General features: G+C 42.9%; 24 protein-coding genes, 1 pseudogene and 1 riboswitch. Of the genes and pseudogenes, 6 read left to right on the forward strand and 19 right to left on the reverse strand.

Annotation, left to right across the window (positions count from 1 at the left end; translation table 11 throughout):
- Nucleotides 1-13: 13 nt before the first annotated feature.
- Genes gcvPB through gcvT form a run of 3 tightly spaced genes read right to left on the reverse strand, consistent with a single transcriptional unit; the run spans nucleotide 14 to nucleotide 3,934 of the window.
- The gene (gene gcvPB / locus MHI53_RS15750) at nucleotides 14-1,471 is read right to left on the reverse strand and encodes an aminomethyl-transferring glycine dehydrogenase subunit GcvPB (protein WP_100531640.1); all 1,458 of its coding nucleotides are present in this window, start codon (nucleotides 1,469-1,471) and stop codon (nucleotides 14-16) included.
- Nucleotides 1,464-2,810 (reverse strand): aminomethyl-transferring glycine dehydrogenase subunit GcvPA, encoded by a 1,347-nt coding sequence (gcvPA, locus tag MHI53_RS15755; protein WP_340371708.1) that lies wholly within the window; start codon nucleotides 2,808-2,810, stop codon nucleotides 1,464-1,466. The genes gcvPB and gcvPA overlap by 8 nt, the downstream gene beginning before the upstream one ends.
- 17 nt (nucleotides 2,811-2,827) lie before the next feature.
- Complete coding sequence (gcvT, locus tag MHI53_RS15760) at nucleotides 2,828-3,934, reverse strand: glycine cleavage system aminomethyltransferase GcvT (RefSeq protein WP_340371709.1); 1,107 nt, start codon at nucleotides 3,932-3,934, stop codon at nucleotides 2,828-2,830.
- Nucleotides 3,935-4,143: 209 nt separating this feature from the next.
- Nucleotides 4,144-4,231, reverse strand: a riboswitch (glycine riboswitch).
- Between the two features lie 331 nt (nucleotides 4,232-4,562).
- On the opposite strand from gcvT, the gene MHI53_RS15765 reads away from it, so the two are divergent.
- Nucleotides 4,563-6,251, forward strand: coding sequence for an SNF2-related protein (locus MHI53_RS15765; RefSeq protein ID WP_061142005.1), 1,689 nt, complete (start codon nucleotides 4,563-4,565; stop codon nucleotides 6,249-6,251).
- On the forward strand, nucleotides 6,229-7,026 hold the full coding sequence (locus MHI53_RS15770) for a YqhG family protein (protein WP_340371710.1): 798 nt from the start codon (nucleotides 6,229-6,231) through the stop codon (nucleotides 7,024-7,026). Before MHI53_RS15765 ends, MHI53_RS15770 begins: the two co-directional genes overlap by 23 nt.
- A gap of 787 nt (nucleotides 7,027-7,813) precedes the next feature.
- Here the strand turns inward: MHI53_RS15770 and MHI53_RS15775 are convergent.
- The 9 genes from MHI53_RS15775 to MHI53_RS15815 all read right to left on the reverse strand — a co-directional run bounded on the left by MHI53_RS15775 (nucleotide 7,814) and on the right by MHI53_RS15815 (nucleotide 12,651).
- A complete protein-coding gene (locus tag MHI53_RS15775; RefSeq protein WP_061142003.1) occupies nucleotides 7,814-7,999 on the reverse strand; it encodes a YqzE family protein in 186 nt (61 codons plus the stop codon).
- 103 nt (nucleotides 8,000-8,102) lie between these two features.
- A complete protein-coding gene (comGG, locus tag MHI53_RS15780) occupies nucleotides 8,103-8,489 on the reverse strand; it encodes a competence type IV pilus minor pilin ComGG (RefSeq protein ID WP_061142002.1) in 387 nt (128 codons plus the stop codon).
- On the reverse strand, nucleotides 8,482-8,961 hold the full coding sequence (gene comGF, locus MHI53_RS15785; protein WP_185113070.1) for a competence type IV pilus minor pilin ComGF: 480 nt from the start codon (nucleotides 8,959-8,961) through the stop codon (nucleotides 8,482-8,484). Before comGF ends, comGG begins: the two co-directional genes overlap by 8 nt.
- Nucleotides 8,909-9,247: a hypothetical protein gene (locus MHI53_RS15790; protein ID WP_061142000.1), complete on the reverse strand. Its 339-nt coding sequence runs from the start codon at nucleotides 9,245-9,247 to the stop codon at nucleotides 8,909-8,911. The genes comGF and MHI53_RS15790 overlap by 53 nt, the downstream gene beginning before the upstream one ends.
- Nucleotides 9,234-9,644: a competence type IV pilus minor pilin ComGD gene (gene comGD, locus MHI53_RS15795; protein WP_061141999.1), complete on the reverse strand. Its 411-nt coding sequence runs from the start codon at nucleotides 9,642-9,644 to the stop codon at nucleotides 9,234-9,236. The genes MHI53_RS15790 and comGD overlap by 14 nt, the downstream gene beginning before the upstream one ends.
- 40 nt (nucleotides 9,645-9,684) lie before the next feature.
- On the reverse strand, nucleotides 9,685-9,993 hold the full coding sequence (gene comGC / locus MHI53_RS15800; RefSeq protein WP_061141998.1) for a competence type IV pilus major pilin ComGC: 309 nt from the start codon (nucleotides 9,991-9,993) through the stop codon (nucleotides 9,685-9,687).
- Between the two features lie 78 nt (nucleotides 9,994-10,071).
- Complete coding sequence (gene comGB / locus MHI53_RS15805; RefSeq protein WP_061141997.1) at nucleotides 10,072-11,103, reverse strand: competence type IV pilus assembly protein ComGB; 1,032 nt, start codon at nucleotides 11,101-11,103, stop codon at nucleotides 10,072-10,074.
- On the reverse strand, nucleotides 11,096-12,166 hold the full coding sequence (comGA, locus tag MHI53_RS15810) for a competence type IV pilus ATPase ComGA (RefSeq protein ID WP_340371711.1): 1,071 nt from the start codon (nucleotides 12,164-12,166) through the stop codon (nucleotides 11,096-11,098). Before comGA ends, comGB begins: the two co-directional genes overlap by 8 nt.
- A 104-nt stretch (nucleotides 12,167-12,270) precedes the next feature.
- Entirely contained in the window at nucleotides 12,271-12,651 is a 381-nt protein-coding gene (locus MHI53_RS15815; protein ID WP_061141995.1) for a Spx/MgsR family RNA polymerase-binding regulatory protein, read from the reverse strand.
- Nucleotides 12,652-12,862: 211 nt separating this feature from the next.
- On the opposite strand from MHI53_RS15815, the gene MHI53_RS15820 reads away from it, so the two are divergent.
- Both MHI53_RS15820 and MHI53_RS15825 read left to right on the forward strand, forming a co-directional pair.
- Entirely contained in the window at nucleotides 12,863-13,564 is a 702-nt protein-coding gene (locus MHI53_RS15820; protein WP_061141994.1) for a helix-turn-helix domain-containing protein, read from the forward strand.
- 84 nt (nucleotides 13,565-13,648) lie between these two features.
- Nucleotides 13,649-13,891, forward strand: a complete 243-nt coding sequence (locus tag MHI53_RS15825) for a DUF2626 domain-containing protein (RefSeq protein ID WP_061141993.1) — start codon at nucleotides 13,649-13,651, stop codon at nucleotides 13,889-13,891.
- 59 nt (nucleotides 13,892-13,950) lie between these two features.
- On the opposite strand, the gene MHI53_RS15830 is transcribed toward MHI53_RS15825, so the two are convergent.
- Together MHI53_RS15830 and MHI53_RS15835 are read right to left on the reverse strand one after the other, a co-directional pair.
- Nucleotides 13,951-15,048: an SAM-dependent methyltransferase gene (locus tag MHI53_RS15830; RefSeq protein WP_185113069.1), complete on the reverse strand. Its 1,098-nt coding sequence runs from the start codon at nucleotides 15,046-15,048 to the stop codon at nucleotides 13,951-13,953.
- A 203-nt stretch (nucleotides 15,049-15,251) separates the two neighbouring features.
- Nucleotides 15,252-15,878 (reverse strand): MBL fold metallo-hydrolase, encoded by a 627-nt coding sequence (locus MHI53_RS15835; RefSeq protein ID WP_061142098.1) that lies wholly within the window; start codon nucleotides 15,876-15,878, stop codon nucleotides 15,252-15,254.
- A 228-nt stretch (nucleotides 15,879-16,106) separates the two neighbouring features.
- Here MHI53_RS15835 and MHI53_RS15840 point away from each other — a divergent pair, with 228 nt between their 5' ends.
- Nucleotides 16,107-16,280: a DUF2759 domain-containing protein gene (locus tag MHI53_RS15840; RefSeq protein WP_064505148.1), complete on the forward strand. Its 174-nt coding sequence runs from the start codon at nucleotides 16,107-16,109 to the stop codon at nucleotides 16,278-16,280.
- Between the two features lie 304 nt (nucleotides 16,281-16,584).
- On the opposite strand, the gene MHI53_RS15845 is transcribed toward MHI53_RS15840, so the two are convergent.
- Nucleotides 16,585-16,833 (reverse strand): hypothetical protein, encoded by a 249-nt coding sequence (locus MHI53_RS15845; RefSeq protein WP_340371712.1) that lies wholly within the window; start codon nucleotides 16,831-16,833, stop codon nucleotides 16,585-16,587.
- Between the two features lie 33 nt (nucleotides 16,834-16,866).
- Between MHI53_RS15845 and MHI53_RS15850 the strand changes: the two are divergent.
- Nucleotides 16,867-17,627, forward strand: a pseudogene (locus tag MHI53_RS15850) (IS1595 family transposase); the annotation flags it as partial.
- A gap of 139 nt (nucleotides 17,628-17,766) precedes the next feature.
- Here the strand turns inward: MHI53_RS15850 and MHI53_RS15855 are convergent.
- The 4 genes from MHI53_RS15855 to MHI53_RS15870 form a co-directional block, all read right to left on the reverse strand.
- Entirely contained in the window at nucleotides 17,767-17,961 is a 195-nt protein-coding gene (locus tag MHI53_RS15855; protein WP_061141990.1) for a hypothetical protein, read from the reverse strand.
- A gap of 232 nt (nucleotides 17,962-18,193) precedes the next feature.
- Nucleotides 18,194-18,592, reverse strand: a complete 399-nt coding sequence (locus tag MHI53_RS15860; protein WP_340371713.1) for a protease inhibitor I9 family protein — start codon at nucleotides 18,590-18,592, stop codon at nucleotides 18,194-18,196.
- Nucleotides 18,593-19,453: 861 nt separating this feature from the next.
- On the reverse strand, nucleotides 19,454-20,626 hold the full coding sequence (locus MHI53_RS15865) for a hypothetical protein (RefSeq protein WP_340371714.1): 1,173 nt from the start codon (nucleotides 20,624-20,626) through the stop codon (nucleotides 19,454-19,456).
- A 167-nt stretch (nucleotides 20,627-20,793) separates the two neighbouring features.
- Nucleotides 20,794-21,960 (reverse strand): M14 family metallocarboxypeptidase, encoded by a 1,167-nt coding sequence (locus MHI53_RS15870; protein WP_061141987.1) that lies wholly within the window; start codon nucleotides 21,958-21,960, stop codon nucleotides 20,794-20,796.
- Between the last annotated feature and the right edge of the window lie 5 nt (nucleotides 21,961-21,965).

A 21,965-nucleotide genomic window follows, 5' to 3' on the forward strand; every position in this document is an offset into this window, starting at 1 on the left:
CAGGACTTAAAGGCTACGCCTGGTGGCGCAGAACTGGCTTTCTTGCAGCTAGTGTTTCATCCAGCCGCTTTATGACGGTAGTGTGCGGAGCTTCCTGAACGACTTCCGGAGTTTCTTCCGCTTCCTTGGCAATCTGGATCATGGCATCAATGAAAGCATCGAGGGTTTCCTTCGACTCCGTTTCAGTCGGTTCGATCATCATTCCTTCCTCCACATTCAACGGGAAGTATATGGTTGGGGGATGGTAACCGAAGTCCAACAGCCTTTTCGCTATGTCGAGCGTCCTTACTCCCAATTGCTTTTGCCGGCGACCGCTCAATACGAATTCATGCTTGCAATGGCGATTATATGGCAAATCGAAATATGGTTCCAGCCTTCGCATCATATAATTTGCATTGATGACAGCATTTTCGGTGACGGCTTTCAGACCATCGGGACCCATGGAGCGAATGTACGTATATGCCCTCACGTTTATTCCGAAATTCCCGTAATATGGCTTCACCCTTCCAATCGATTGCGGGCGATCATAATCCAAGGTGAACCGCTCATCCTTTTTGACCACAAGCGGCTTCGGCAAGAAGGGAATCAAATCCGCTTTCACCCCGACAGGGCCAGAACCCGGGCCTCCGCCGCCATGTGGGCCCGTGAAGGTTTTATGAAGATTCAAGTGGACTACATCAAAGCCCATGTCACCAGGGCGAGCCTTGGAAAGCACAGCATTCAGATTGGCGCCATCGTAGTAGAGCTTCCCGCCGGCATCATGAACAAGCTGTGCCATTTCCAAAATGTTCTCCTCGAATAATCCAAGCGTATTGGGATTCGTCAGCATCAAGGCTGCCGTATCCGCTCCTACCACTCTCTTTAAATCTTCAAGGTCAACTAGCCCATTTTCATCCGATTTCACCGTAATCGTCTCAAGACCGGCAACCGTGGCAGATGCCGGATTCGTACCATGTGCCGAATCCGGGACGATTACCTTCGTCCGTGCTGTATCGCCATTGGCCTCGTGGAAGGCCCGGATCATCATCAACCCGGTCCATTCACCGTGGGCACCTGCGGCAGGCTGCAAAGTCACTTGATCCATCCCTGTGATTTCCGTTAAATGCTCCTGCAAATCAAATAACAGCTCCAGGGCTCCCTGGACGGTAGATGGGTCTTGATATGGATGGATGTGGGCAAACCCGTTATAACGTGCCACATTTTCATTGATTTTCGGATTGTATTTCATCGTGCATGATCCTAGCGGGTAAAACCCCGAATCCACGCCATGATTACGCTTGGAGAGGGCTGTATAGTGACGCATGATATCCAGCTCCGACACTTCGGGAAGCGCCGCTTCTTCTGTACGGATATACCCGTTTGGAAGAATTTCTTCAAGAGGAATAGCTTCCACATCCATTTCCGGCAGGCTGTATCCGATGCGTCCGGGTGTACTGATTTCAAAAATGAGTGATTGATCTTGGTTATTCATGTTGCTCCCCCAATTCCTGCGCAAATGCATCGATTTCTTCTTTCGTTCTAAGTTCAGTTACGGCGACAAGCATATGACCATTCAGTTCAGGATAAACGGAGCCTAAATCGAAGCCGCCGATCATTCCTTTTTCGAATAGGTTCTTATTGACTTCCGAGAATGGAGCAGGAAGTTTGATCACGAATTCATTGAATGATGGACCATCGAACACAATCTCTATTCCTTTTTGCATGAATGCTTTTTTCGCATAATGCGCCTTTTGAATATTTTGCACAGCCATTTCCTTGACACCCTTTTTTCCAAGGGCGGTCATCGCAACGGAAGCCGCTAGTGCATTCAACGCTTGGTTGGAGCATATGTTGGAGGTTGCCTTATCACGGCGTATATGCTGCTCGCGAGCTTGCAGCGTCAGCACGAAGCCTCTTTTGCCATCTTCGTCAACCGTTTGACCGACGAGCCGGCCAGGCACTTTTCGCACCAGTTTATTCGTGACGGCAAAATATCCACAATGAGGTCCGCCAAATGCTGCTGGGATTCCGAAGGGCTGTGCATCTCCGGTTACGATATCCGCACCAAGCGAGCCTGGCGATGCCAAAGCTCCCAATGCAAGAGGATTACTGGACACGATAAACATGGACTTGGCATTATGGATGATTTCTTCCATTTCTTTCAAAGGCTCGATGCGACCAAAGAAGTTTGGATATTGGATGATCACGCCAGCGATGTCCTCAGTGGCCATTTCCCTTAAAGCGGCCACATCGGTCACGCCGTCTTTATAAGGTACTTCGATCACTTCCACGCGTTGCCCCTTCGCATATGTCTTGACCACTTCTCTTGATTCAGGATGTACCGCTCCTGAAATGAGAATTTTCTTCCGGCGTGTCTGACCAGAAGCAAGCATGGCAGCTTCAGCCAGCGCCGTCCCCCCGTCATACATCGAGGAGTTAGCCACATCCATACCCGTCAACTCACAAACCATTGTTTGATACTCAAAGATGGCTTGAAGCTCTCCTTGTGAAATTTCTGGCTGGTAAGGTGTATACGCGGTATAAAATTCCGAACGGGAAAGAACATGATCGACGATGACCGGTGCATAATGGTCATATACACCCGCTCCTAGGAAAGAAGCATAGCTTTTAAGATCCGCGTTCCTGGAAGCAAGCCTCGCTAATTCCTTCATTAAGGCCGGTTCCGATTTAGCTGGTTTGATATCATATTCTCCTTGAAAGCGAACACTTTCAGGGATATCTTTGAAAAGTTCTTCAACCGTGGGTACCCCTATCACTTGCAGCATGTCCTGTTGATCTTGTTCTGTCATGGGTAAATAACGATGTTTCATCTAATGACCATTCCCCTCTATTTACGTGGTTTTTTATAAAAAGGTGTTTGTATGATAGTGGCTTTCAAACGTTTCGAACGGATCTCCACTTCGACAGTTGCATCCAGCGCCGAAAATTCCTTGTCGATAAGTACCAACCCAACATTTTTCTTCAATGTAGGGGATTGGGTGCCTGTCGTGACCTCGCCAATGATTTGGTCCCCGCTGTATACCTTATAACCATGACGTGGAATGCCACGGTCAATCATTTCAATTCCAACAAGCTTGCGAGGAGCCCCTTTTTCCTTTTGTTCAGCAAGAACAGCTTTCCCGAAAAAATCAGTTTCCTTATCCACTTTTACCGCAAAACCGATCCCCGCCTCTATCGGGGTGATGTCCGCTGATAGCTCCTGTCCATATAACGGCAGTTTCGCTTCAAATCTCAGGGTATCACGGGCACCCAAACCAATCGGCTGAATTCCTTCTTCCTTCCCAGCTTCCAAAATCGCCTTCCAAAGGGAAGGACCATTTTCACTGCGGCTATATATCTCAAATCCATCTTCGCCTGTATATCCGGTACGGGAAACGATCGTAGCGATCCCATTTATCATGACGTTTTCCTTGAACTTGAAAAAGCCAATTTCACTAAGATCCGTGTCACCTGACAGTTTTTGCAATATCTTCTCTGCAGCCGGTCCTTGAAGGGCTAGCTGTGTATAGTCACTTGATACATTCGTAAGTTGGACATCTTCCGGACAATTTGCTTGCAGCCAGTTAAAATCTTTTTCCGTATTAGCTGCATTGACCACGAGCAAATAGTCATCCTCCGCCATTTTATAAACGATGAGGTCATCAATCGTCCCCCCGTTTTCATAACACATTGCCGTATATAGCGCCCCGCCCTGCTGCAGCTTCGATACATCGTTGGTCAGCATCTTCTGTAAAAAAGGAAGGCTTCCAGGACCCTTTACATCAACCTCTCCCATATGCGAAACATCGAATAAACCCGCCTTTGCACGAACGGCTTCATGCTCATCCTTGATGCCCGAAAATTGGACGGGCAGTTCCCAGCCTCCAAAATCAATCGTTTTGCCTCCGCTTTCCTGATAAACCTCGAATAGTGGTGTTCTTTTTAAATTGGTCAAAAAATGACCCCCCTCAGATATTTTTGGATTAAATAGGCTTCATGATCGAATAGCTTCAAAATCATTCGTGATTCCTGATATGAAAAAGCACAAAAAAGGACAGAGAAAGCCCGTTTGAGCTTTTTCTCTGTCCTGAAACCTGAAAGTTTACCTATATGATAGGTTTTCCCCTTTGGTGGCCGTCCAATCGGCGGCGCTCTCCAGAGTTGCGTCCAATAAGAGTTCTTTTGCCTGAGAGATTCACTGCTAAGTTTGCTCCTTCGGCGCTACATCCGTAGTCTCTCCCCTTATCTTCAACCGCATATAATGGTTTACCCATGCAAGGGACCACTCCCTGGCATTCGTAATCCCTGGGCATTCATGGAATAACTTCACTGCCACCTCTTTTATCTTCAGTTAACTTGGATAAAGTGGGAGCCTATGGCCCATACTAATGAAACGTGAACCACAAAATCAAAGTACTTCAAGCGTGGAAAATTGGAATTTTCTAAATATACTTATATCCTACCCTAAGAAACTTATCTCTGCAATATCTTTTGAAGATAAATATTTTTCTTATTTCACATATGAAATGTTCGGATTTTGACCTTATATTAAGGAAATTATGATGTAAGAGGGAGTTTTTTCTATGAAAATCAATATATCCTCCAATTTAGAATGGAATGACGAGTTTCTGCAAAAAATTGAAAATGACGGACCATGGGGAAATTGGGAGCTTTATAAGCTGGCTGTTCAAATGGAAGAAAACCTCATCATCCCTGATTTTGAAGGATTACAGGCACCCAAGCACCTGCCTCATCTAACCCCGCTTCCCCACCAATTGGAGGCAGCAAAACAAGTCGTGGAAAAGATGAATGGGAAGGCCATATTAGCTGATGAGGTGGGGCTCGGGAAAACGATCGAAGCCGGGCTGATCTTAAAGGAATATATGATACGAGGCCTTGTCAAAAAAGTATTGATCCTTGTACCCGCTTCCCTCGTTTCACAATGGGCATTTGAATTGAATACGAAGTTTCATATCCCGGCAGTCGCCCAAAGGAAAAGCTACGTTTGGGAATCCTGCGATGTCGTCATATCTTCGATTGATACGGCGAAACGCGCTCCCCATCGTGATATCATCTTCAATCAGGAATATGACTTCATCATCATTGACGAAGCCCATAAACTAAAAAACAACAAAACGAAGAACTACGAGTTCGTCCAAAATCTGAAAAAGAAATTTTGCCTGCTCCTGACGGCAACTCCCATCCAAAATAAAGTCGAGGAAATCTTTCACCTTGTTTCCTTATTGAAACCAGGGCATTTGGGGAATGCTTCACTCTTTTCAGAAAAATATAAAGGAAAAGGCCGAGGCATTATCGAGGATGAACATCTTAAGGAACTCGTAAACACGGTCATGATTCGCAATCGGAGGGCCGATACCGGGATCGAATGGACAAAAAGGCATGTGGAAACCATCACCATCGAGTTTTCTCCCACCGAACAAGCCTTATATGATGCTGTTTCACAATTCAAGCCGATTACAGAAGGAACGAAGGGAAGCACCTTTTCCGCTCTCACCCTCCAAAGGGAAGCTTGTTCAAGCAGGGAGGCAGTCTATTACACTTTAAAAAATATGAAAGCTAAATATGACGATCCTTCGCCCGACTATACGGCAAAGCTTGATGAACTATTTACAAAGGTGAATGAAACGGTTCAGAACTCTAAAGCCGAAAAGGCTCTGGAACTGATCAAGAAAATCGATGATAAAGTGATCATTTTCACCGAATACCGCGCCACCCAGCTCTATTTACAATGGTATTTACAGCAAAACGGAATCTCTTCCGTTCCATTTCGCGGCGGCTTCAAACGAGGAAAGAAAGACTGGATGCGGGAATTGTTCCAAAAGAACATACAGGTGTTAATTGCTACGGAAGCTGGAGGGGAAGGAATAAACCTGCAGTTTTGCCATCACTTGATTAATTTCGACCTGCCCTGGAACCCGATGAGACTTGAGCAAAGAATCGGGCGGATACATCGGCTTGGTCAGGAAGAAGATGTCATGATTTATAACTTTGCGACGAAAAATACGGTCGAAGAGCATATCCTCAAATTACTATACGAAAAAATCAATTTGTTTGAAAAGGTGATTGGGGAATTGGATGATATCCTAACCAAGTTGGACATCAGCAATATTGAGGAATATTTAATAGATGTAGTCGGCGAGTCGAAAACCGAGGGAGAAATGAAAATCAAGATGGATAATTTCTCGTCGTTAATTCAATTCGCACAAGCCATGAAGGAAGGTGAGGTTCATGCAGCAACAGGAAATTCATGATTTTTTACACACTTACTTTAAAGCCAATGATTGCGAAATTTTGGCCGATGGAGGCTCCCACCTTACCGTTCAGCTGACAATCGACATGGATAAGGAATTAATGAACCGCCCTTTCTATTGGCACTATCTTGAAAAAACAGGCGGGATCCCGAACCCGGCAGTAATCACCTTCATAACCGACCCAGCTCTAGCCCCAGCGGATTTGAAGGGCGAAATGATTCATTTCGGTTCCCCCCGCCTTCATCAGATTATCCAATCGACGAAGAAGCTGGCCGGATATACGAGACTCTTTGAGGATACCCCTCCGGTTCAAGGCGGAAATCATCCGTTATTTCCTTGGCTGACACTCAATGTGAAAATATCTTATCAATGCGATCGTAAAAAAGATACCTTTATGTCGATCGGCCTGAATCTCATTTCAGGAGAAATCATGGAAGGGTTTCATAACCGGCTCAAGCCAGTCAAAGTCACCCCGAAGATCCCGGATTACTCCTTTACCCTTTCACCGCTCATCATGCCTAAAAGTGGATTGGCAAGACTCGATACTTACATCAGGACCAGTTTCGAGGGTGATGACCATTCATGGGCGGAAGAAGCCATGAGACGCTGGCAGGATGACTTGAATCTGTTGGAGCATTTTTACAAGGACATGGACGAAAAAAGTGATAGCTATTTTACCGAAAAAGAGGCACTCAAGGCCCAATATGAACCCAACATACGAATATCGATCATTAACGGGGGATTATTTTACCTTTCAGACCGCGCATTGGGATAGACCTCCTGCGATAAATGCGGTCCGCGGAAAGCAAGTGCCCACAGTGAAACGGAATGGTCATTGGACAAATCTCTACCTGTGCGCAATCGCAATCGCAATTCCAGCTTATTTTGCACACAAATGGGAGTGGAACGGAGGGTGCGAGACTCCTGCGGGAAATGCGTGTCACGTGAGACACCGCAGCTGAAAGACGAGGAGGCTCACGGAACGCCCGCGGAAAGCGAGCACTCGCAGTGAAACAACGATCATTGGACACATCATCAAAACTGTGCGCAATCGCAATTCCAGCTTATTTTGCACACAAATGGGAGTGGAACGGAGGGTGCGAGACTCCTGCGGGAAATGCGTGTCACGTGAGACACCGCAGGCTGAAAGACGAGGAGGCTCACGGACCGCCCGCGGAAAGCGAGCGCCCACAGTGAAACAACGATCATTGGACACATCATCAAAACTGTGCGCAATCGCAATTCCAGCTTATTTTGCACACAAATGGGAGTGGAACGGAGGGTGCGAGACTCCTGCGGGAAATGCGTGTCACGTGAGACACCGCAGGCTGAAAGACGAGGAGGCTCACGGACCGCCCGCGGAAAGCGAGCGCCCACAGTGAAACGGAATGGTCATTGGACACATCTCTACCTGTGGGCAATTGGAATCCACTCTTATATTTCAAATGCAGAGTGGAATGAATTCAATTTCAATACAAACAAAATAACTGTAGACAAACCCCTTATCATTTTTGGGTTTGTCTACAGTTTGAGATGTCCATGTACAATGAAGGACATCTGTTTCATTTTTTGATATTCTTCCTTACAAACATCGTCAACGCAAAAGGGACAATGCCAAACCAATGGGACATCCCGTGATTTTTATCCTCTTTTTTATGACGGCGCTTTTCTCTTCGTTCTTTTTTGGTCAGATTAAAATATTCGACAAACTGTTGCGTCAGATATTTAATATAAGCGTTAGTAGACATATGGTATCACCCTATGATAAGCATGCCCGATTGCTGCTACTTTTATTCCTGGACGTCCTTTCTTAACACGGCCAGCATCTCGTTGATCGCCAATCGGAACGCGTCAGCCAGTCTGTTTTTCGATCCATTCCACCACTCTCCCCGCCTCTTTATCATATTGTATGACGATCCTGCCCACTCGATCATTTTTAGTCGTGGAGGAAAATTCGATAAATGCATATCGACCGTCATGCTTCAACAACGAATACCGCACCGCACCATCTGGATACGTTATGTCCCCTTGGAATACTTCCGGCATATCCTCCTCCCACCCTGCCGTCACTTCCTTAACGGCTAGATGGACAAGATGGTCTGCCACCAACGATTCTTCCACTTCTTTATAAAATCTTTTATCGATGATAAATTGATCGATCATTAAAATCATCAGCATGATGAAAACACTGGCTATAATCAGCACCATCGGGAAAACGACTCCTTTTTGATTATTCATCCGCTTCGTTCCCATCTTTAAAGTATGGATGAAAGCTTCGGCTAAAAGTAGTCCCTGCCTTATCTGTCACAACCAGGACAATGACGCTGCCATCCTTCTTCACCTGAAATTTTGATATGTTCTGCAGGATGACTTCATGCCCCTTGCCATCGACCCTCCTGCGAACCTTATCTTCATATTGTTCAATGGATGATAATTGATCACCTGACATTAAATATAATCCACTCCCCCTTACAACCTGGGATTTGGAGCTCCGGATTTCCTGATGCATCTGCATGGTGAAGACCTCCCACTCTTTAGGATGCAATTTATTAACCGCCTCCACCTGGGTTTGGATGATGGAGAAAAGCTGCACAACAAAAAGAGAAATCAACATCAAAATCAGTAGTGAAAAAAGCATTTCAATCATCGTAAAGCCATCATTTTGCCGCAATATCACAAATCGACTCATCTTTTCCCGATGCATTTTCATAACGTACACATCCTTCAATAGTTCCCGATGAATCTCCATCGTCCTTCCAAATCATGCGGTAGGATTTTTTTTGAATAATGAATTCCTGCTCCATGCCCTGTACCTCCCCTTCCATGAACGCCGTCAACCTTTCATACAACAAATGGTGGGCTTCCGTCTTCATGATCATATTTTTGCGGTCGGTCATCACATTCTCAAGGATCGGTAAAATCGAGAGCGCCAAAAATGCACAAACAGAAAAGGCGGCCATCAGCTCAAGGTACACATACCCTTTACAATTTCTCAATCCTGAACCTCCCTTTGCCGATATTCAGAACCAATTTGTACTTCCCCTTCGATGTTTCAATCATCAATGTTCCTGCTTTTGATACATTTCCATTCTGATTAAAATAAAAGCTAAACCCTAAAGTGCCACTTGAAAAGTGGATATCCGCCGGTATGCTTCGCTCCAGGATCTTACCCTCTTTGTATGAGGAAACGGTATATATCTTATTGACATCATCGATATGCAGGTAAATCAACCCTTCATGGCTGATGGCATATTGTTGTGCATAGAAAAGATCCTCATGAAATTGGGAAAGGAACAGCCTTTCTTCCATTCCTCTATTGAAGCTTGGATATAAATTGGGGGTTATGGAAAGCAGCAGTATAAAAATGACAAGGACAATTAGGGTTTCCGACATCGTAAATCCCCCATTGTCATGCTTAATCATTCCTTTTCTTCTACTCAACAATCGTTATTTTCCCCTTTTTATCCAAGCTGATCTCATCTCCATTCGGACAGGTGGTCTGTTTAAGATAACCTTGGCTTTCCAATTCATCTATGCTCCCAGGCAGCTTGGCATTGTCAATCTCATATGCCTGCACTTGTGCTTGGGCCATCTTTACGAAGGCTTCGCATCCTCTTGTATGGATCGTCGATTGATGCTTGGTGATATTGGGTATGGTAATGATCAAAAGTATCGAGATGACTAGTAAAACAATAAGCATCTCAATTAGGGTAAAACCTCTTTCATCCAAAACTTTCTTCATATCATCCTGCTCCTTAAACCATCTGATCTCAGAATGGTTTTTGTGCAGTTTCACCTCCACATTTCAATAATGAAATTCTTAAATCCCATCGAGCAATGAGAACATCGGCAGCAAAACCGCTAAATAAATCGACACGATCAGGAGACCTATCACCGAAAACATAAGGGGTTGGAGGATTTTTAGGGTGACGTTCATTTTCTCTTCCATCCTCTCAAGCAAGAAACGGCTGTAATGCAATAGCTCCACATCAAGCCTCCCGTATTTTTGTCCATTTGCTGCAACCACTGGCAAATTCTTATCAAAATAAGGCAATTCACGAAAAATCATTTCAAGCGAACGGCCTTCTGTCAGGTCATCCTTCATGATCGAGCAGAGTTTTTGATAAAATGGCTGCTGCTGATTTATCGAGAACAATTTAATGCTTTCGTTAATGGACAATCCACCGGAAAGCATGCCGCTGAATTGGCTTGCAAAAAAATAGGTTTCATATAATTTGATGAAGTTCCCTAATACCGGAATGCCCATCAGGATCGTTCGCTGCCGTAAAGGGCATAATCGGTTGAACCAAAAGAGCTTGAGCAGATACGAGAATAGGATCAAGAAAAGCAAAACGAAGGGAAGAAGAGGCAGAATGAAGGAAAATGCAGACAACAGAATCAGGATGGCATTTTGATCGACATCCATCGTTAAATAGATGGCCTGGAATTGGGGAAGGAGAACACTTTGGAGAATATAAAACACGATGCCTACAAAAAAAGCCAGGAATATGGGGTAAACCAATATTTTTTTTACTTTATCCAGATCTTCCGTTCTTTTCTTCCAATATCCCCCGCCTTCTTTCAACGCCCGATCAAGGTCGCCGTACTGCTCTCCATAAAAGATATAACTGACAAGTTGTGGATGAAAATCTAGATGGGACAGCACTTGATGCAAGGGATAGCCATTCCTTAAATCTTGTAAGGCTTTAGAGAAATCTCCCGCCTTCTTCTTGGATTCTTGAAACTCGAGGAAACGGATTGCTTCTGCCAAGGGATAGCCATGGCTTAATAATTCACCTAGCTTCGTAACGAAGACGGCTTGTTCCTTCAACTGCCATTTACTTTTAGTCATCACGATATACCAGCCGATCGTATTCTTGTGTACCGACAAAACCCATGGCAACCGCTTTACCAATTTCATCCTTTAATCTACGATAGCTGACAGACGCGCCGCCCTTTTCATCCTTAATCGTTTGGAAAAGGTCGGCCAAGCTTTTCCCAAAAAGCAATTCATACACACTCGCCCTTTTCGTCCTATCCGTCCGTTCGCAAGCAGATGGACAATCCCCGTTACACGAAAGGCAGCGAAGTTCAACCAGACGCTGAGCTGTCACGCCAACCAAGCTTTGTTCTATTTCAAGCAGGCTTGCACCAAATTCAAGCAGCCTGGAGATGGCCCCTTGTGCATCCCTTGTATGCATCGTCGTCAGGATCAAATGTCCGGTCAATGCGGCACGCACCGCGATTTTCGCCGTTTCCGAATCCCTGATTTCCCCCACCATGATCACGTCCGGGTCATGCCTAAGCACAGCTTTTAGGCCGACGGAATAGGTAATGCCCGCCTTTTCATTGATTTGGACTTGCAGCACCTTTTCGGACACATTTTCAATCGGATCTTCAAGTGTAATGATATTTCGATTGAGCATCACACGTGCATGATGAAGCAGGGAATATAGGGTAGTCGTTTTCCCGCTGCCGGTGGGGCCGGTAAAAATGAGCATGCCATGGGAGTGCTTCAGGAGCGCGATCAATTTTTGGGCGGTATTCGGGAATAAGGATAATTGTTCTAGCGGAAGGATATTCTGTTGGGGTATCAAGCGGATGACCAGACTTTCGAGATAGGCAGTGGGGAGTGTGGAGAGGCGAAGTCCTACCACTTGGTCAGCTAAATTCATGGTGATGGCGCCACTTTGCGGCCTCCTTTTTTCGCCTATATCCATTGCGGCAAGGAACTTCAAGTGGGCTATAAGCCTTTCAGCTTCAAAGAATGATATTGTTTCTTGCGGTACGAGCTTATTGTCTATCCTGAATTGGATGAGCGGCCCCTCCCTGCGAAAAAAAATATGGATGTCAGTCGCCGATAACCGAATGGCACGAGTCAGGATTTTTTCTGCCGTTTTTTCTATCGATATCAAATCAATCTTCACCTCCTATTTTTCTTGATTTTAAAATTCGACAACGACCGACAATTTCCTCCTTACAAATAAAAAAATTCCCGAAAAATTTCCGAGAATGATTTTTACATGCTCATTTTCAAATCCTGCTTTTTGGAAACCAAATTTTTCAATGCATCTTCATTGTGGCCGATCACTAATTTTTCACCATCGATGAGGATGGGCCTTCTCAATAGCCTTGGCTCTTTTGTAAGTAATTGGATTACATCAAATAGCATCATTTCGTCAATATTAACATGTAAGCCTTTATATGCTTCACTTCTTGTTGCCAGTAGTTCGTCAAGTCCCTCGGTCGTCAATGCCAGAATCCGTTTTAATTCTGCTTCCGTTGGCGTTTCTCTGAATAAATGGCGCTCTTCGAAAGAAATATGATTGGCCTTTAACCATTTTTTTGTTTTTCGGCATGATGTACAGCTTGGATACGAAAAGAAAGTCAATCGTTCCATATTCACAACCCCTCATCCACAATTTATATATAACTAATCTACAGAATCATTGTATAACATTTGTACAATAATTGTATATTAATTAGCTTGATAAAAAACGGGGGAAATGTGAACTTTTTGTATCTGAAGCGAGATTGCCAGTTCTGTTATTCCATTTTTTTCTGCCTGTATTATAATAAACAAGTAAAACTATGGTAATCAGGAGGATAAAATGGAGCATACGTTAAAAATCACGAACGTGTTAGCAGATCCCACTCGGTATTATATATATCAATATATTGTGAACAATCATGGGGATGTGACGGTACAGCAAATTGCCGATTCATTCAGCATCCATCCAAATGTCGCCCGTCTGCATTTATCAAAACTCGAAGATATTGACATGCTGACATCCGAAGCCCGTAAAACCGGGAAAGGCGGACGTCCAAGCAGGCTTTATCGCTTGTCTGATAAAGTCATTCAGCTGCATTTTCCCTATAGGGACTATCAGCTGCTTTCAAGGATTGCCATCCAGACGATGATGACATTAGGGGAGCAAGGCAAACAGGCGCTATATGATACGGGAAAGGTGTTCGGCGAGGAATTGGTCAACCAGCAACTAGCCATGAGCTTAAACTCGGTCGACAGCCTTTCTTTTGCGGAAAAAGTCGGCATGCTTAAAAATGCCGCTGCCATTGCGGGGTTCTCGCCTGAAATTCAAGCAAGCGAAGAAGAAAATAACATACACTTCCGTATCTTCAATTGTCCGTTCAAGGAAGTTACCGCCGTAGAGCCAAGTATCATCTGCTCCATGCACAACTCCTTCTTAAAAGGAATGTTCGAAGCCTTGTTTACAAATGTCCATATTGTGGAACTGGAAAATATGATGTCTGATTGTTCCACGTGCTCTTATCAAGCTTCGGTTCTCACATAGAAACAAAAGGCATCCTTTACATTACCTTACAATTTCATTTATAATTATTTGGAATGTAGAAGACTAGAAAAAGGAGGGATTCGGATGGAACGCATGTTCAGGGTATGTGGTTTTTGGACAGGAATTATGGCTATTTTCTTTTATCTGGGCCATATGCATCAAACGTCTTTACTTTTCTTCGCACAAACTATCTTTTTTGTTCTTTTAAGTTATTTGAAATTATCTGAGCGCATGTATATTTATGTTTTTGGCGCCTATCTTACCATTTTCTTTGCAGGGTTTTCGTACTGGAGCGTATTTATGATGACTCCTGGTGCCGCCCATTAAGAACGAAATAAGCATGATACATAACCCATGAATTTTGGTTCATGGGTTTTCACATGTCATCATTCAGGAAAAACCTTTGCTGTTACAGCTAGATTCTTCGTTTGAACCAGCACCCTGAAATGCTCACTGAACCCTCCTGGAACGATTAACCCCCGAATCGCACGATTACGTTTTGCCGTTTTTGAGAATGGATCCGTTTCTTGGTGTTCCTTCAATTCCTGAAGAATTCCCGTTTTAAGCAGGAATTCATGCTGCTGATAAAGTTTGCAGGTTCCTAAACCATTTCTTTCTCCCCTATCCATTAATGTGTCAAAATGGATATGTGTCGTCAAATCCATATCACCTGGATACATAAGGGCATCTCCAATCATTTCATGCTGATAATAGCCCCTTAGGCTTCCCTGATGATGTGCAGGTTCCATCCATTCCTTTTGAATATAACCATAATCGATCGTAAGAAGGATCCCCGATTCGATGTTTGAAGCGATCTTTTCATACTCCTCAACCATCTTTAGCGGAATTTCATACCTTTGCTTATCATGTAATGTCACGGATCGTTCTGTAAGGTAAGAAAGAATGTCCGGGTTTGACAAAGGTTCCTTCACTTCCAGCAAATGGCCATCCTTAATCGTGACAAATACCTCTACTAGGGCCCCATCATCCTTTTCAATGACATGGACAGGCAATGCATCGAAAAATTCATTTGAAAAGACGATTCCATCCATGCTTGTCCATTCTTCTGCCCCTGAAGCAAAAAATGCTTGTTTGAACATCCCCATACGTTCTTGTTGCGCCTTTTTGTGGTAGGGACTCGTTTCCACCAGGACATACGTCAGCGAGTCCCAAATCAGCGGCTCGGTTTCTTTTATATAGACAAGGATGTCGTAAGCAAGCTTCCCGTCCCCCGCACCGACTTCGACGATTTTAGGGGAAATCCCGCACACTTTTATCAAATGAACGAACCATCTCGCAAGCGACCTCCCAAATGCGTCCCCGACATTGCCCGACGTATAGAAATCCCCTCTAGAACCGATTTTCTTTTTGGGGCTCGCATAGTAGCCGATGGTGGGGGCATATAAAGCGGCAGCCATGTAGTCATGATAGGAAATTCTCTTTTTCGGGCTGCTTTCAATCATTTCCTTCAAGTGATGTCTCAACATAACGCCTCCTCTTCCTTGAACCGCGATCATTAAGGAACTGAACCTCCCGGTGGGTGCTTCTTCAACAGTCATGCTCAAAATTCCGTGTGTTCGTTTTTCCTTGAAATATACTCAGTATAATTCCGCGAGCGACCTTTTTCAATATTCACACATTTAAGAACGAAAAATAAAACAGGTGCCATCTGGCACCTGAGGGATTGTTATCTCAAGAAGGGATTGTCATTCTTTTCATCTAAAATGGTCGTGACTGGCCCATGTCCCGGAAAAACGATCGTATCATCAGGAAGCGGCAGCAGTTTCGAATCTATGCTTTTTAGCAGGACCGCTTCGCTCCCGCCTATTAAATCAGTCCTGCCGATGCTTCCTTGGAACAAGACGTCTCCTGAAAAGAGCAGCCGTTCATCCCTTGCAAAATAGGAAACACTGCCGGGTGAGTGTCCGGGGGTTTCGAAAACTTCGAAAGTGAATCCCCCAATCGCAAGCTCGTGCTCATTTGTTATAATATGATCAGCCGGCTTCATGCGCATCGGGTTTTCTGGGAACCAGTTCAACGAGCCGTTCAATGCGGGATCAAGCAGCCACTTGGCCTCTTTTTCATGAAGATAGGCAGGCACTTCATAATGATCCCGAATAACATCAAGAGCACCGATATGGTCAAAATGAGCATGCGTCAATAAAATTGCCAAAGGCTTCAACTTTTTTGTTTGTATATATTGTATGATTTTCTGCGGCTCTTCACCCGGATCGAAAATGATGCAATCATTTCCATCCGAAACGACATAGCAATTCGTTTGCAGGGGTCCAAGAGGAATTTGTGTCCATTTCATTTCCATCACTCCAATAAGATTTTCTCCCTCCATCTTACACCAAATCATGCCGTTCATGGTAATCCAAAACACTGCTAGCCAGGTGAGATTCGCCTTTAAGCCTCGACAAATAATTGAAAAAATATTAAAATATTAACAAATGCATTCTTTTCTACATATTTTTGGTAGTTGTTTCATCCTCTGGGTATATTATTAAGGATTGGCATTACGAAAAAAGGGGGTTTTACGATGATATTAATGGTCGTGTTCGGACTGGTGGCTATATTGGGAGTGGCTGCTGTATTTACCTCATTAAAAAAGAGAAACTTCTTAGGATTCATATTTGCAGCCGGCAGTGCGGTCGTATTTGGCTGGTTCACTGTCATGACAATCATTAACAGCGGCTTTCCTGTTGCCCATTAAATCAAAAAAGGTTTCGGAAGGATATCCCTTCCGAAACCTTTTTTGATTCCCCGATTGCCTAAAGTTTGGAGTATCTGTACTTAGACCGCTCTGTTCCGTTCCCCTCGGCGTGAAAACTAAGGTTAGAATCGAAACAATATAGATATTGTTTGGGGGAAGTCTCAACGAAGGTTATTAAAATACATTAGTGTTTCTATTCATATAGTCCTAATGGATCGGGGTTACGTAATAAGAGAACACCCCGTACATGTTAGTTTGGTGTCTAACATATACGGGGCAATTCATATTGAGTAAAGCGAACTTCCTATGAATTCAAAAACAAAAAAAACCTTAGCGATAAAGAAAATAGCATTACGATAGCACAAATGCTTACAATAACAAATGAAATTTCAGATTTATTCTTAAAAGCAATATATGTAAACGTAGAGGTGGAAAATAAAAATACTACTTGCATCCAGATGGGCTGTTCAAAAGGTCCCATACGCAATAAAAAAGTTATCGCCATTGCAGAAACAATAAGTATTATAAAAAGCGGAAAAATTCTCTTTCCCATTTTTATCACCTCCTATTTTATGCTATGCACAATAGTGGAATGGCTTGTGTTCATTGGATAGTACATCATTGAAACGTAATGGTAATATCACACTAGCCAACCCTATCTTTGTAACGATTGCAACAAGACCTTCAACGATATGACCAACCCATTTGCGGGCTCACTCTATCCTGAAAAAAGGGTGAAGTATATGGAAATGATGGTGGAGGGCTTTATTCTTCCGAAAATCGCTAACCGCTTAAAAATACACATATCAACTGCATTTTATTAGAAACATAAGATATTGAACGCCCTTAGTTCGTTAAGTTTCAACCAATCACAAGGTATCGTTGAAAGTGACGAGACCTTCTTTAAGGAGTCTTTAAAAGGTAGAGAAGTAACTCATCGAGAACCTAAGAAACGAACTATTAAGGACCTGATTTTAAAATAGCCGTTGTCCTAGTCCAAGACCGAAATGGTAATATGATTGCTCCTAAAGGTGGGACTGGTCGTGTAATAGCAGAAGAAGTAGATGCAGTCATAGGTGAGTTTATACATCCCCTCTTCTTTACTATGCACAGAGACAGCAACCAACTAAAAAGTGTTAGCAAGAATAAAGGGATTACAACACGAAACTATCAATGAAAGACAGAAACAATATATAAAGAAAGGTATCTTTCACATCCAGAACGTGAACAACTTCCACCAGTCGCTTGAAAACTTGGATTAGGCGTTTTCAAGGTGTTATAACCAAATATCTTGACAATTACCTGTATTGTTTTAATAATCTAAATTGTTAAACATTGAACTTTGAATAACAGGTGGAGCAAATGCTTATTTCATCCTGCAAAAAATCTAACTACTTAACAGTTAATGCGTATAGATGTGCTGTGTAATTAAAAAAAGGTTAGAGAAAATTCTCTACCCTCGGTCTTTCTCTTTCAAATAGTTTTCTTAAGCCTCTTTTGCTTTTTCGGGTTTTGGTGCATCTTTTGGTAGTCTTTTATGTATGTCATTTAAAAGATAAAGCCCTCTAAATAAGGTGCCAGCAACTATCCCAAAAGCAAGGAAGCCACCAACCAAAGGTCCCATCATAAGCAATAGATAACCTAATATAACAGATAAAATAATTGATATTAACAAATACAAAGTAAATTCCCCTTTATTTTATTTATCAGTAAATAAACTTAACCTTTTATTACCATTTTGATCGAGTACTTTCCCAACATACAATTTAACATCTGGAGCTACTCCGTGGTAACCAGAATTTTCATATGAAGTTGCAATTACACTAGCTACTGCTGTTCCGTGACCGTTTAAATCTATAGCATCTTCTTCACTATCTATAAATGAAGCCCAGAATGCTTTGAAATTCCCGTGTCTAAAATGGCAAGTTTAATGCCTTTTCCAGTAATACCATTTTCATGAGCTTTATCTGCATTAATTCTTTTGTTCCCCAACTATATCCATTTTCAAGATATGTTTCTCCATTTAAAGGAGTAGATTGTACGGTTAAATCTTCTTCAATTAATTTTACAGTTGGATTTTTCTTTATTTTATATAATTCATCAGTTGTTAATGATGCTTTTGCAGTCTTAAAATGCTTGTATTTTCCTTTAATTTCCCCTCCCTCTTTTTCTATTAATTTAGTATCCAATTTTTTATTAAACTCTACTAAGTAATTTTTTTCGCTTTGATTCTTTGCCTTAGTTTCACGAGGCTGTAAAAAAAATGCAAATATTAAGATGAAAACTGCAATAAATGAAATTATTTTTTTCAACTAATACATCTCCTAGTTCTTTCTTGTCTTAAATTAGTTTTTTAACAAATTCACTAATGCGATGGAATGTTACATATCTATAAATCATCTGGAGTATATGAAACAGAAACATCGCAGAGGTAATAATTGTTTTCAGCCCTCCCTAATAATACAAAACTTACTACGGTGTATTTGTTAATAATCAAATTAAATCATGTAAAACTACACCATAGCGTTCCAATTTTGAAATGTGTATTCTTAAATTTGGAATTAGCAATTCGAACTAGTAGGTTTATATGAGGACTTTTCATTATCATGGGGACCGATTTAATAGTTAGGTAATTTAGCGAAGAATCTCGTGAAGTCTCGGAGCCTATGTCAGTATCGCAAGTGCCTACACTATTATTATCCAGGCTAATCATGTGGATTAACTGAGAACAATGGGAATTCCATCACACGCAAAGTGGAATGCAACGGAAGGCAACGAGACTCCTGCGGGAAATGCGTGTCAACGTGAGACCCCGCAGGCTGGCTCACGGGCCGCCCGCGGAAAGCGAGTGCCTGAAGTGGAATGAAACGGTCTAAGTAGAAACCCGATACTGTGGGCAGAGATGTTCTTTCTATCTGTTAAATCTAAGTGTAATGGAACGGAAAGCAACGACTCCTGCGGGAAAGGCGCGTCAACGAATGAAACGGTCGATGGACAGAAACTAACGTGGGTAATAGAGGATTTATAATAGTTTTCACGCAAAGTCGTTTGAAAAACAGTGTTCAGACTTTCTGAACCTAAAAAAATACTGTAAACACACTCCATCCTTACAGAGTGTGCCTACAGTATGAAAGCTAAAGCTCGCCATTGTGGCGAGCTTTTAATTTAGATCATCATTGTTTTTTAAATAGTCTTTGTATTTGATGGGTTTTCATATCAATGATTTTCTCGAATTGATATCCATATAAGCAGAAGTTGCCATCAAGCGAACAGCTTAACGGTTCATTTTCCATGTCCTTCATCACTTCTTCTTGTGTGCCTTTTTCCCAATTTAATTTAGTCAAGGTAAACCTTCCCTCATATTGGTCCGCGTCTTTTGATTCATTTGGAATGAACGTGATGAATTCCTTGTTTTTTTCATTGAAATCATAGGAAGGAATCACCCAATCTGAAAAGCTTTTCAATAGCGGCACGGAAAAAGAGTGAATCGGCTTGTTAGATTGATCATAAAAAGCGTATGTACCCCGATCATGTTTTTCTGTCTCCACTTGAATCGTCATCAGCGCATGCTTCATTTTTTTAAAGTGAATGACATCGAGCATAAGGCTATCCGCCGTATCATCATTCAGCGCCTTCTTTACTAAGGGAGCCGTCAAAGCAGGTTCATCCCGGTCCCAATCGAGAAACATCAAATCCTTTTCACCTGCCCATTGAGCAAAGGGCTGTGGAAAGTCCAGTGTTTCCATTGATTGATCATCTGGGTTCAGCACATAAGAGCTATAGGTCCAATCTTCGTTAAAACTTGATAAAAACAGCGTTCCATCTCGATAGGAGTTCCACTCATAAGCTAATTCATAGGCGGGTATCGCCATAGAATACAATGGATTGCCTGTACGATCGAGAATGGTGATCGATGCTTTGCCCGAAGACGTGAAGGACGAAATCAAAGTATGCGTTCCAGATGGACTGATTGAAACTTCGGAAAACGCAATGGCGGGCTGATAGAAAACGGACGTTTCATTCGTTTCCAGGTTCCAAGCCATTAACTGGGGGACTTTATTGCCATCCCGCTTCTCAGCAAATAAAATGGTTTTGGTATCAAGCCATCCATAGATTTGATCGATTTTTTCGGTTTCATCAGTCGGGATCTTCCAATCACGGGAAGAATTCCCTAAGTTGGATGGGGAGTGTTCTTTTTCCGTATCAGTTACGGGTTTACTAAGGTCCTTGGAAGGCTCACAAGCCGAGATAAGAAGGATAGTGGAGATAAATAATGGGACGATACACAACATCTTGCCAATGGTAAGCCGCATACAAAGCGCTGCTTTGATTGCTTTAATCTCCACACACCTCCAACTTCAAAACTAAAAACGCCTGGCATATGTGAGCGAGACATTAGAAAGAGCAAGGATTATTCGAATCCTTACGACTTTCATTATAAAGTAAAAAAGAGAAAATGTGGCGAATAATTATCTTATATTTTTGTGGAAGTATATTCCGTAGTAAAATCTAATCACATATACAGTCCTGCCATTAAAATCTTCACGGAATCTTCATAAATTCCAGGAAGATGCGACAAAGGAAGTGGGTTGATTCCCGTACCCAGCTCAATCGTGAAGCCAGGTCGTTTGAATTCCTGTATGAACCAATCTTTATACCCCGCATGGCTATCCACGTATTGAACGGCACGATATCCGCTGCGCATCTCGAACTCCCTCGCCATACTCGCCGAATGCTCGGGTTCATGTCCTTCATATCCCCAATAAAATTCCTTCCCCTGTGTATGAAGGGCTATCACTCTTTCAAAATTCCGTCTTTCAGCCAATTCCTTCATGGCCAACGCTTCTGGCTCAGATAAAGAATACTGTCCTGGAAAATCCCTCGGTGCGGGAGCTTTTGGAAGCTTTCTTCGCTTTTCAATCTCCCAATTCGCTGGATATTGATTATTCAGGTCAACACCGCGGATATTGGCTTTCCAAGCGTAAAAGGCGGGATTGCCGTTATTCATCTTTAAAACATCGAATTTCCCTTCAGCGGCTTGCTCTCCTTTTATGACTAGGTCGACTCCATCCGGATCGACCATCGGCACGATTGAGATGGTTACATTTTGATAAAAAGACATGCAATCCACACTGCAAAGCGTGCGATCATTCGTAACTGCCACCAGCAAATCATTCAGCCATTTCATCAAAACGGCCGAGGTGATCCACTCGTTGGCATGGAATGAGCCGTTATAATGGATCACCTTCTTCCCTTGACCGACCCGTACTTCCAAAAGCTCTTTTCCTAATACACTCTTCCCTATCGATTCAACTTGAATGAAGGGATAATGAAAAGAAAGGATGTCAAGGTCATCAAGAAGAGATTGGTAATCATACGGTTTTTCGATGACAAGCAAGGGGTTGATGATCCTGACCGGTACGGAAACCGTTTCCTTCTCAACTTGATTCAATAATGATAAAGCATCGAGGGGCAATTGGGATCGTAACGCGATTTCTCTCAACGTGCTCCCCGAACGGGATTCTTTATCCGTTACGAACCCGGGAATCTGAACCTCGATGTCTGTTGGCAAATTCCCTTCAGCGATGGTGGGATTGGCATCCTCCAGTAAAACTTGCGGGATTTGAAATAATTGGCTGTAATAGGCCAACGTATCTCTGCTTCTGCTCACGACTTTCATTTAAT

The sequence above is a fragment of the Peribacillus sp. FSL E2-0218 genome (assembly GCF_037992945.1).
Classification (GTDB): Bacteria; Bacillota; Bacilli; order Bacillales; family DSM-1321; genus Peribacillus; species Peribacillus simplex_B.

What these genes read in the sequence shown, in the direction of transcription:
- MHI53_RS15775 (WP_061142003.1), bottom strand. Translation starts at nt 7,999, where the DNA reads ATGTCTACTAACGCTTATATTAAATATCTGACGCAACAGTTTGTCGAA.
- MHI53_RS15765 (WP_061142005.1), top strand. Translation starts at nt 4,563, where the DNA reads ATGAAAATCAATATATCCTCCAATTTAGAATGGAATGACGAGTTTCTG.
- comGF (WP_185113070.1), bottom strand. Translation starts at nt 8,961, where the DNA reads ATGAAAATGCATCGGGAAAAGATGAGTCGATTTGTGATATTGCGGCAA.
- comGG (WP_061142002.1), bottom strand. Translation starts at nt 8,489, where the DNA reads ATGAATAATCAAAAAGGAGTCGTTTTCCCGATGGTGCTGATTATAGCC.
- MHI53_RS15870 (WP_061141987.1), bottom strand. Translation starts at nt 21,960, where the DNA reads ATGAAAGTCGTGAGCAGAAGCAGAGATACGTTGGCCTATTACAGCCAA.
- MHI53_RS15825 (WP_061141993.1), top strand. Translation starts at nt 13,649, where the DNA reads ATGGAACGCATGTTCAGGGTATGTGGTTTTTGGACAGGAATTATGGCT.
- MHI53_RS15840 (WP_064505148.1), top strand. Translation starts at nt 16,107, where the DNA reads ATGATATTAATGGTCGTGTTCGGACTGGTGGCTATATTGGGAGTGGCT.
- MHI53_RS15835 (WP_061142098.1), bottom strand. Translation starts at nt 15,878, where the DNA reads ATGAAATGGACACAAATTCCTCTTGGACCCCTGCAAACGAATTGCTAT.
- comGD (WP_061141999.1), bottom strand. Translation starts at nt 9,644, where the DNA reads ATGTCGGAAACCCTAATTGTCCTTGTCATTTTTATACTGCTGCTTTCC.
- comGC (WP_061141998.1), bottom strand. Translation starts at nt 9,993, where the DNA reads ATGAAGAAAGTTTTGGATGAAAGAGGTTTTACCCTAATTGAGATGCTT.
- gcvPA (WP_340371708.1), bottom strand. Translation starts at nt 2,810, where the DNA reads ATGAAACATCGTTATTTACCCATGACAGAACAAGATCAACAGGACATG.
- MHI53_RS15845 (WP_340371712.1), bottom strand. Translation starts at nt 16,833, where the DNA reads ATGGGAAAGAGAATTTTTCCGCTTTTTATAATACTTATTGTTTCTGCA.
- MHI53_RS15815 (WP_061141995.1), bottom strand. Translation starts at nt 12,651, where the DNA reads ATGGAACGATTGACTTTCTTTTCGTATCCAAGCTGTACATCATGCCGA.
- gcvPB (WP_100531640.1), bottom strand. Translation starts at nt 1,471, where the DNA reads ATGAATAACCAAGATCAATCACTCATTTTTGAAATCAGTACACCCGGA.
- MHI53_RS15770 (WP_340371710.1), top strand. Translation starts at nt 6,229, where the DNA reads ATGCAGCAACAGGAAATTCATGATTTTTTACACACTTACTTTAAAGCC.
- comGB (WP_061141997.1), bottom strand. Translation starts at nt 11,103, where the DNA reads ATGACTAAAAGTAAATGGCAGTTGAAGGAACAAGCCGTCTTCGTTACG.
- MHI53_RS15820 (WP_061141994.1), top strand. Translation starts at nt 12,863, where the DNA reads ATGGAGCATACGTTAAAAATCACGAACGTGTTAGCAGATCCCACTCGG.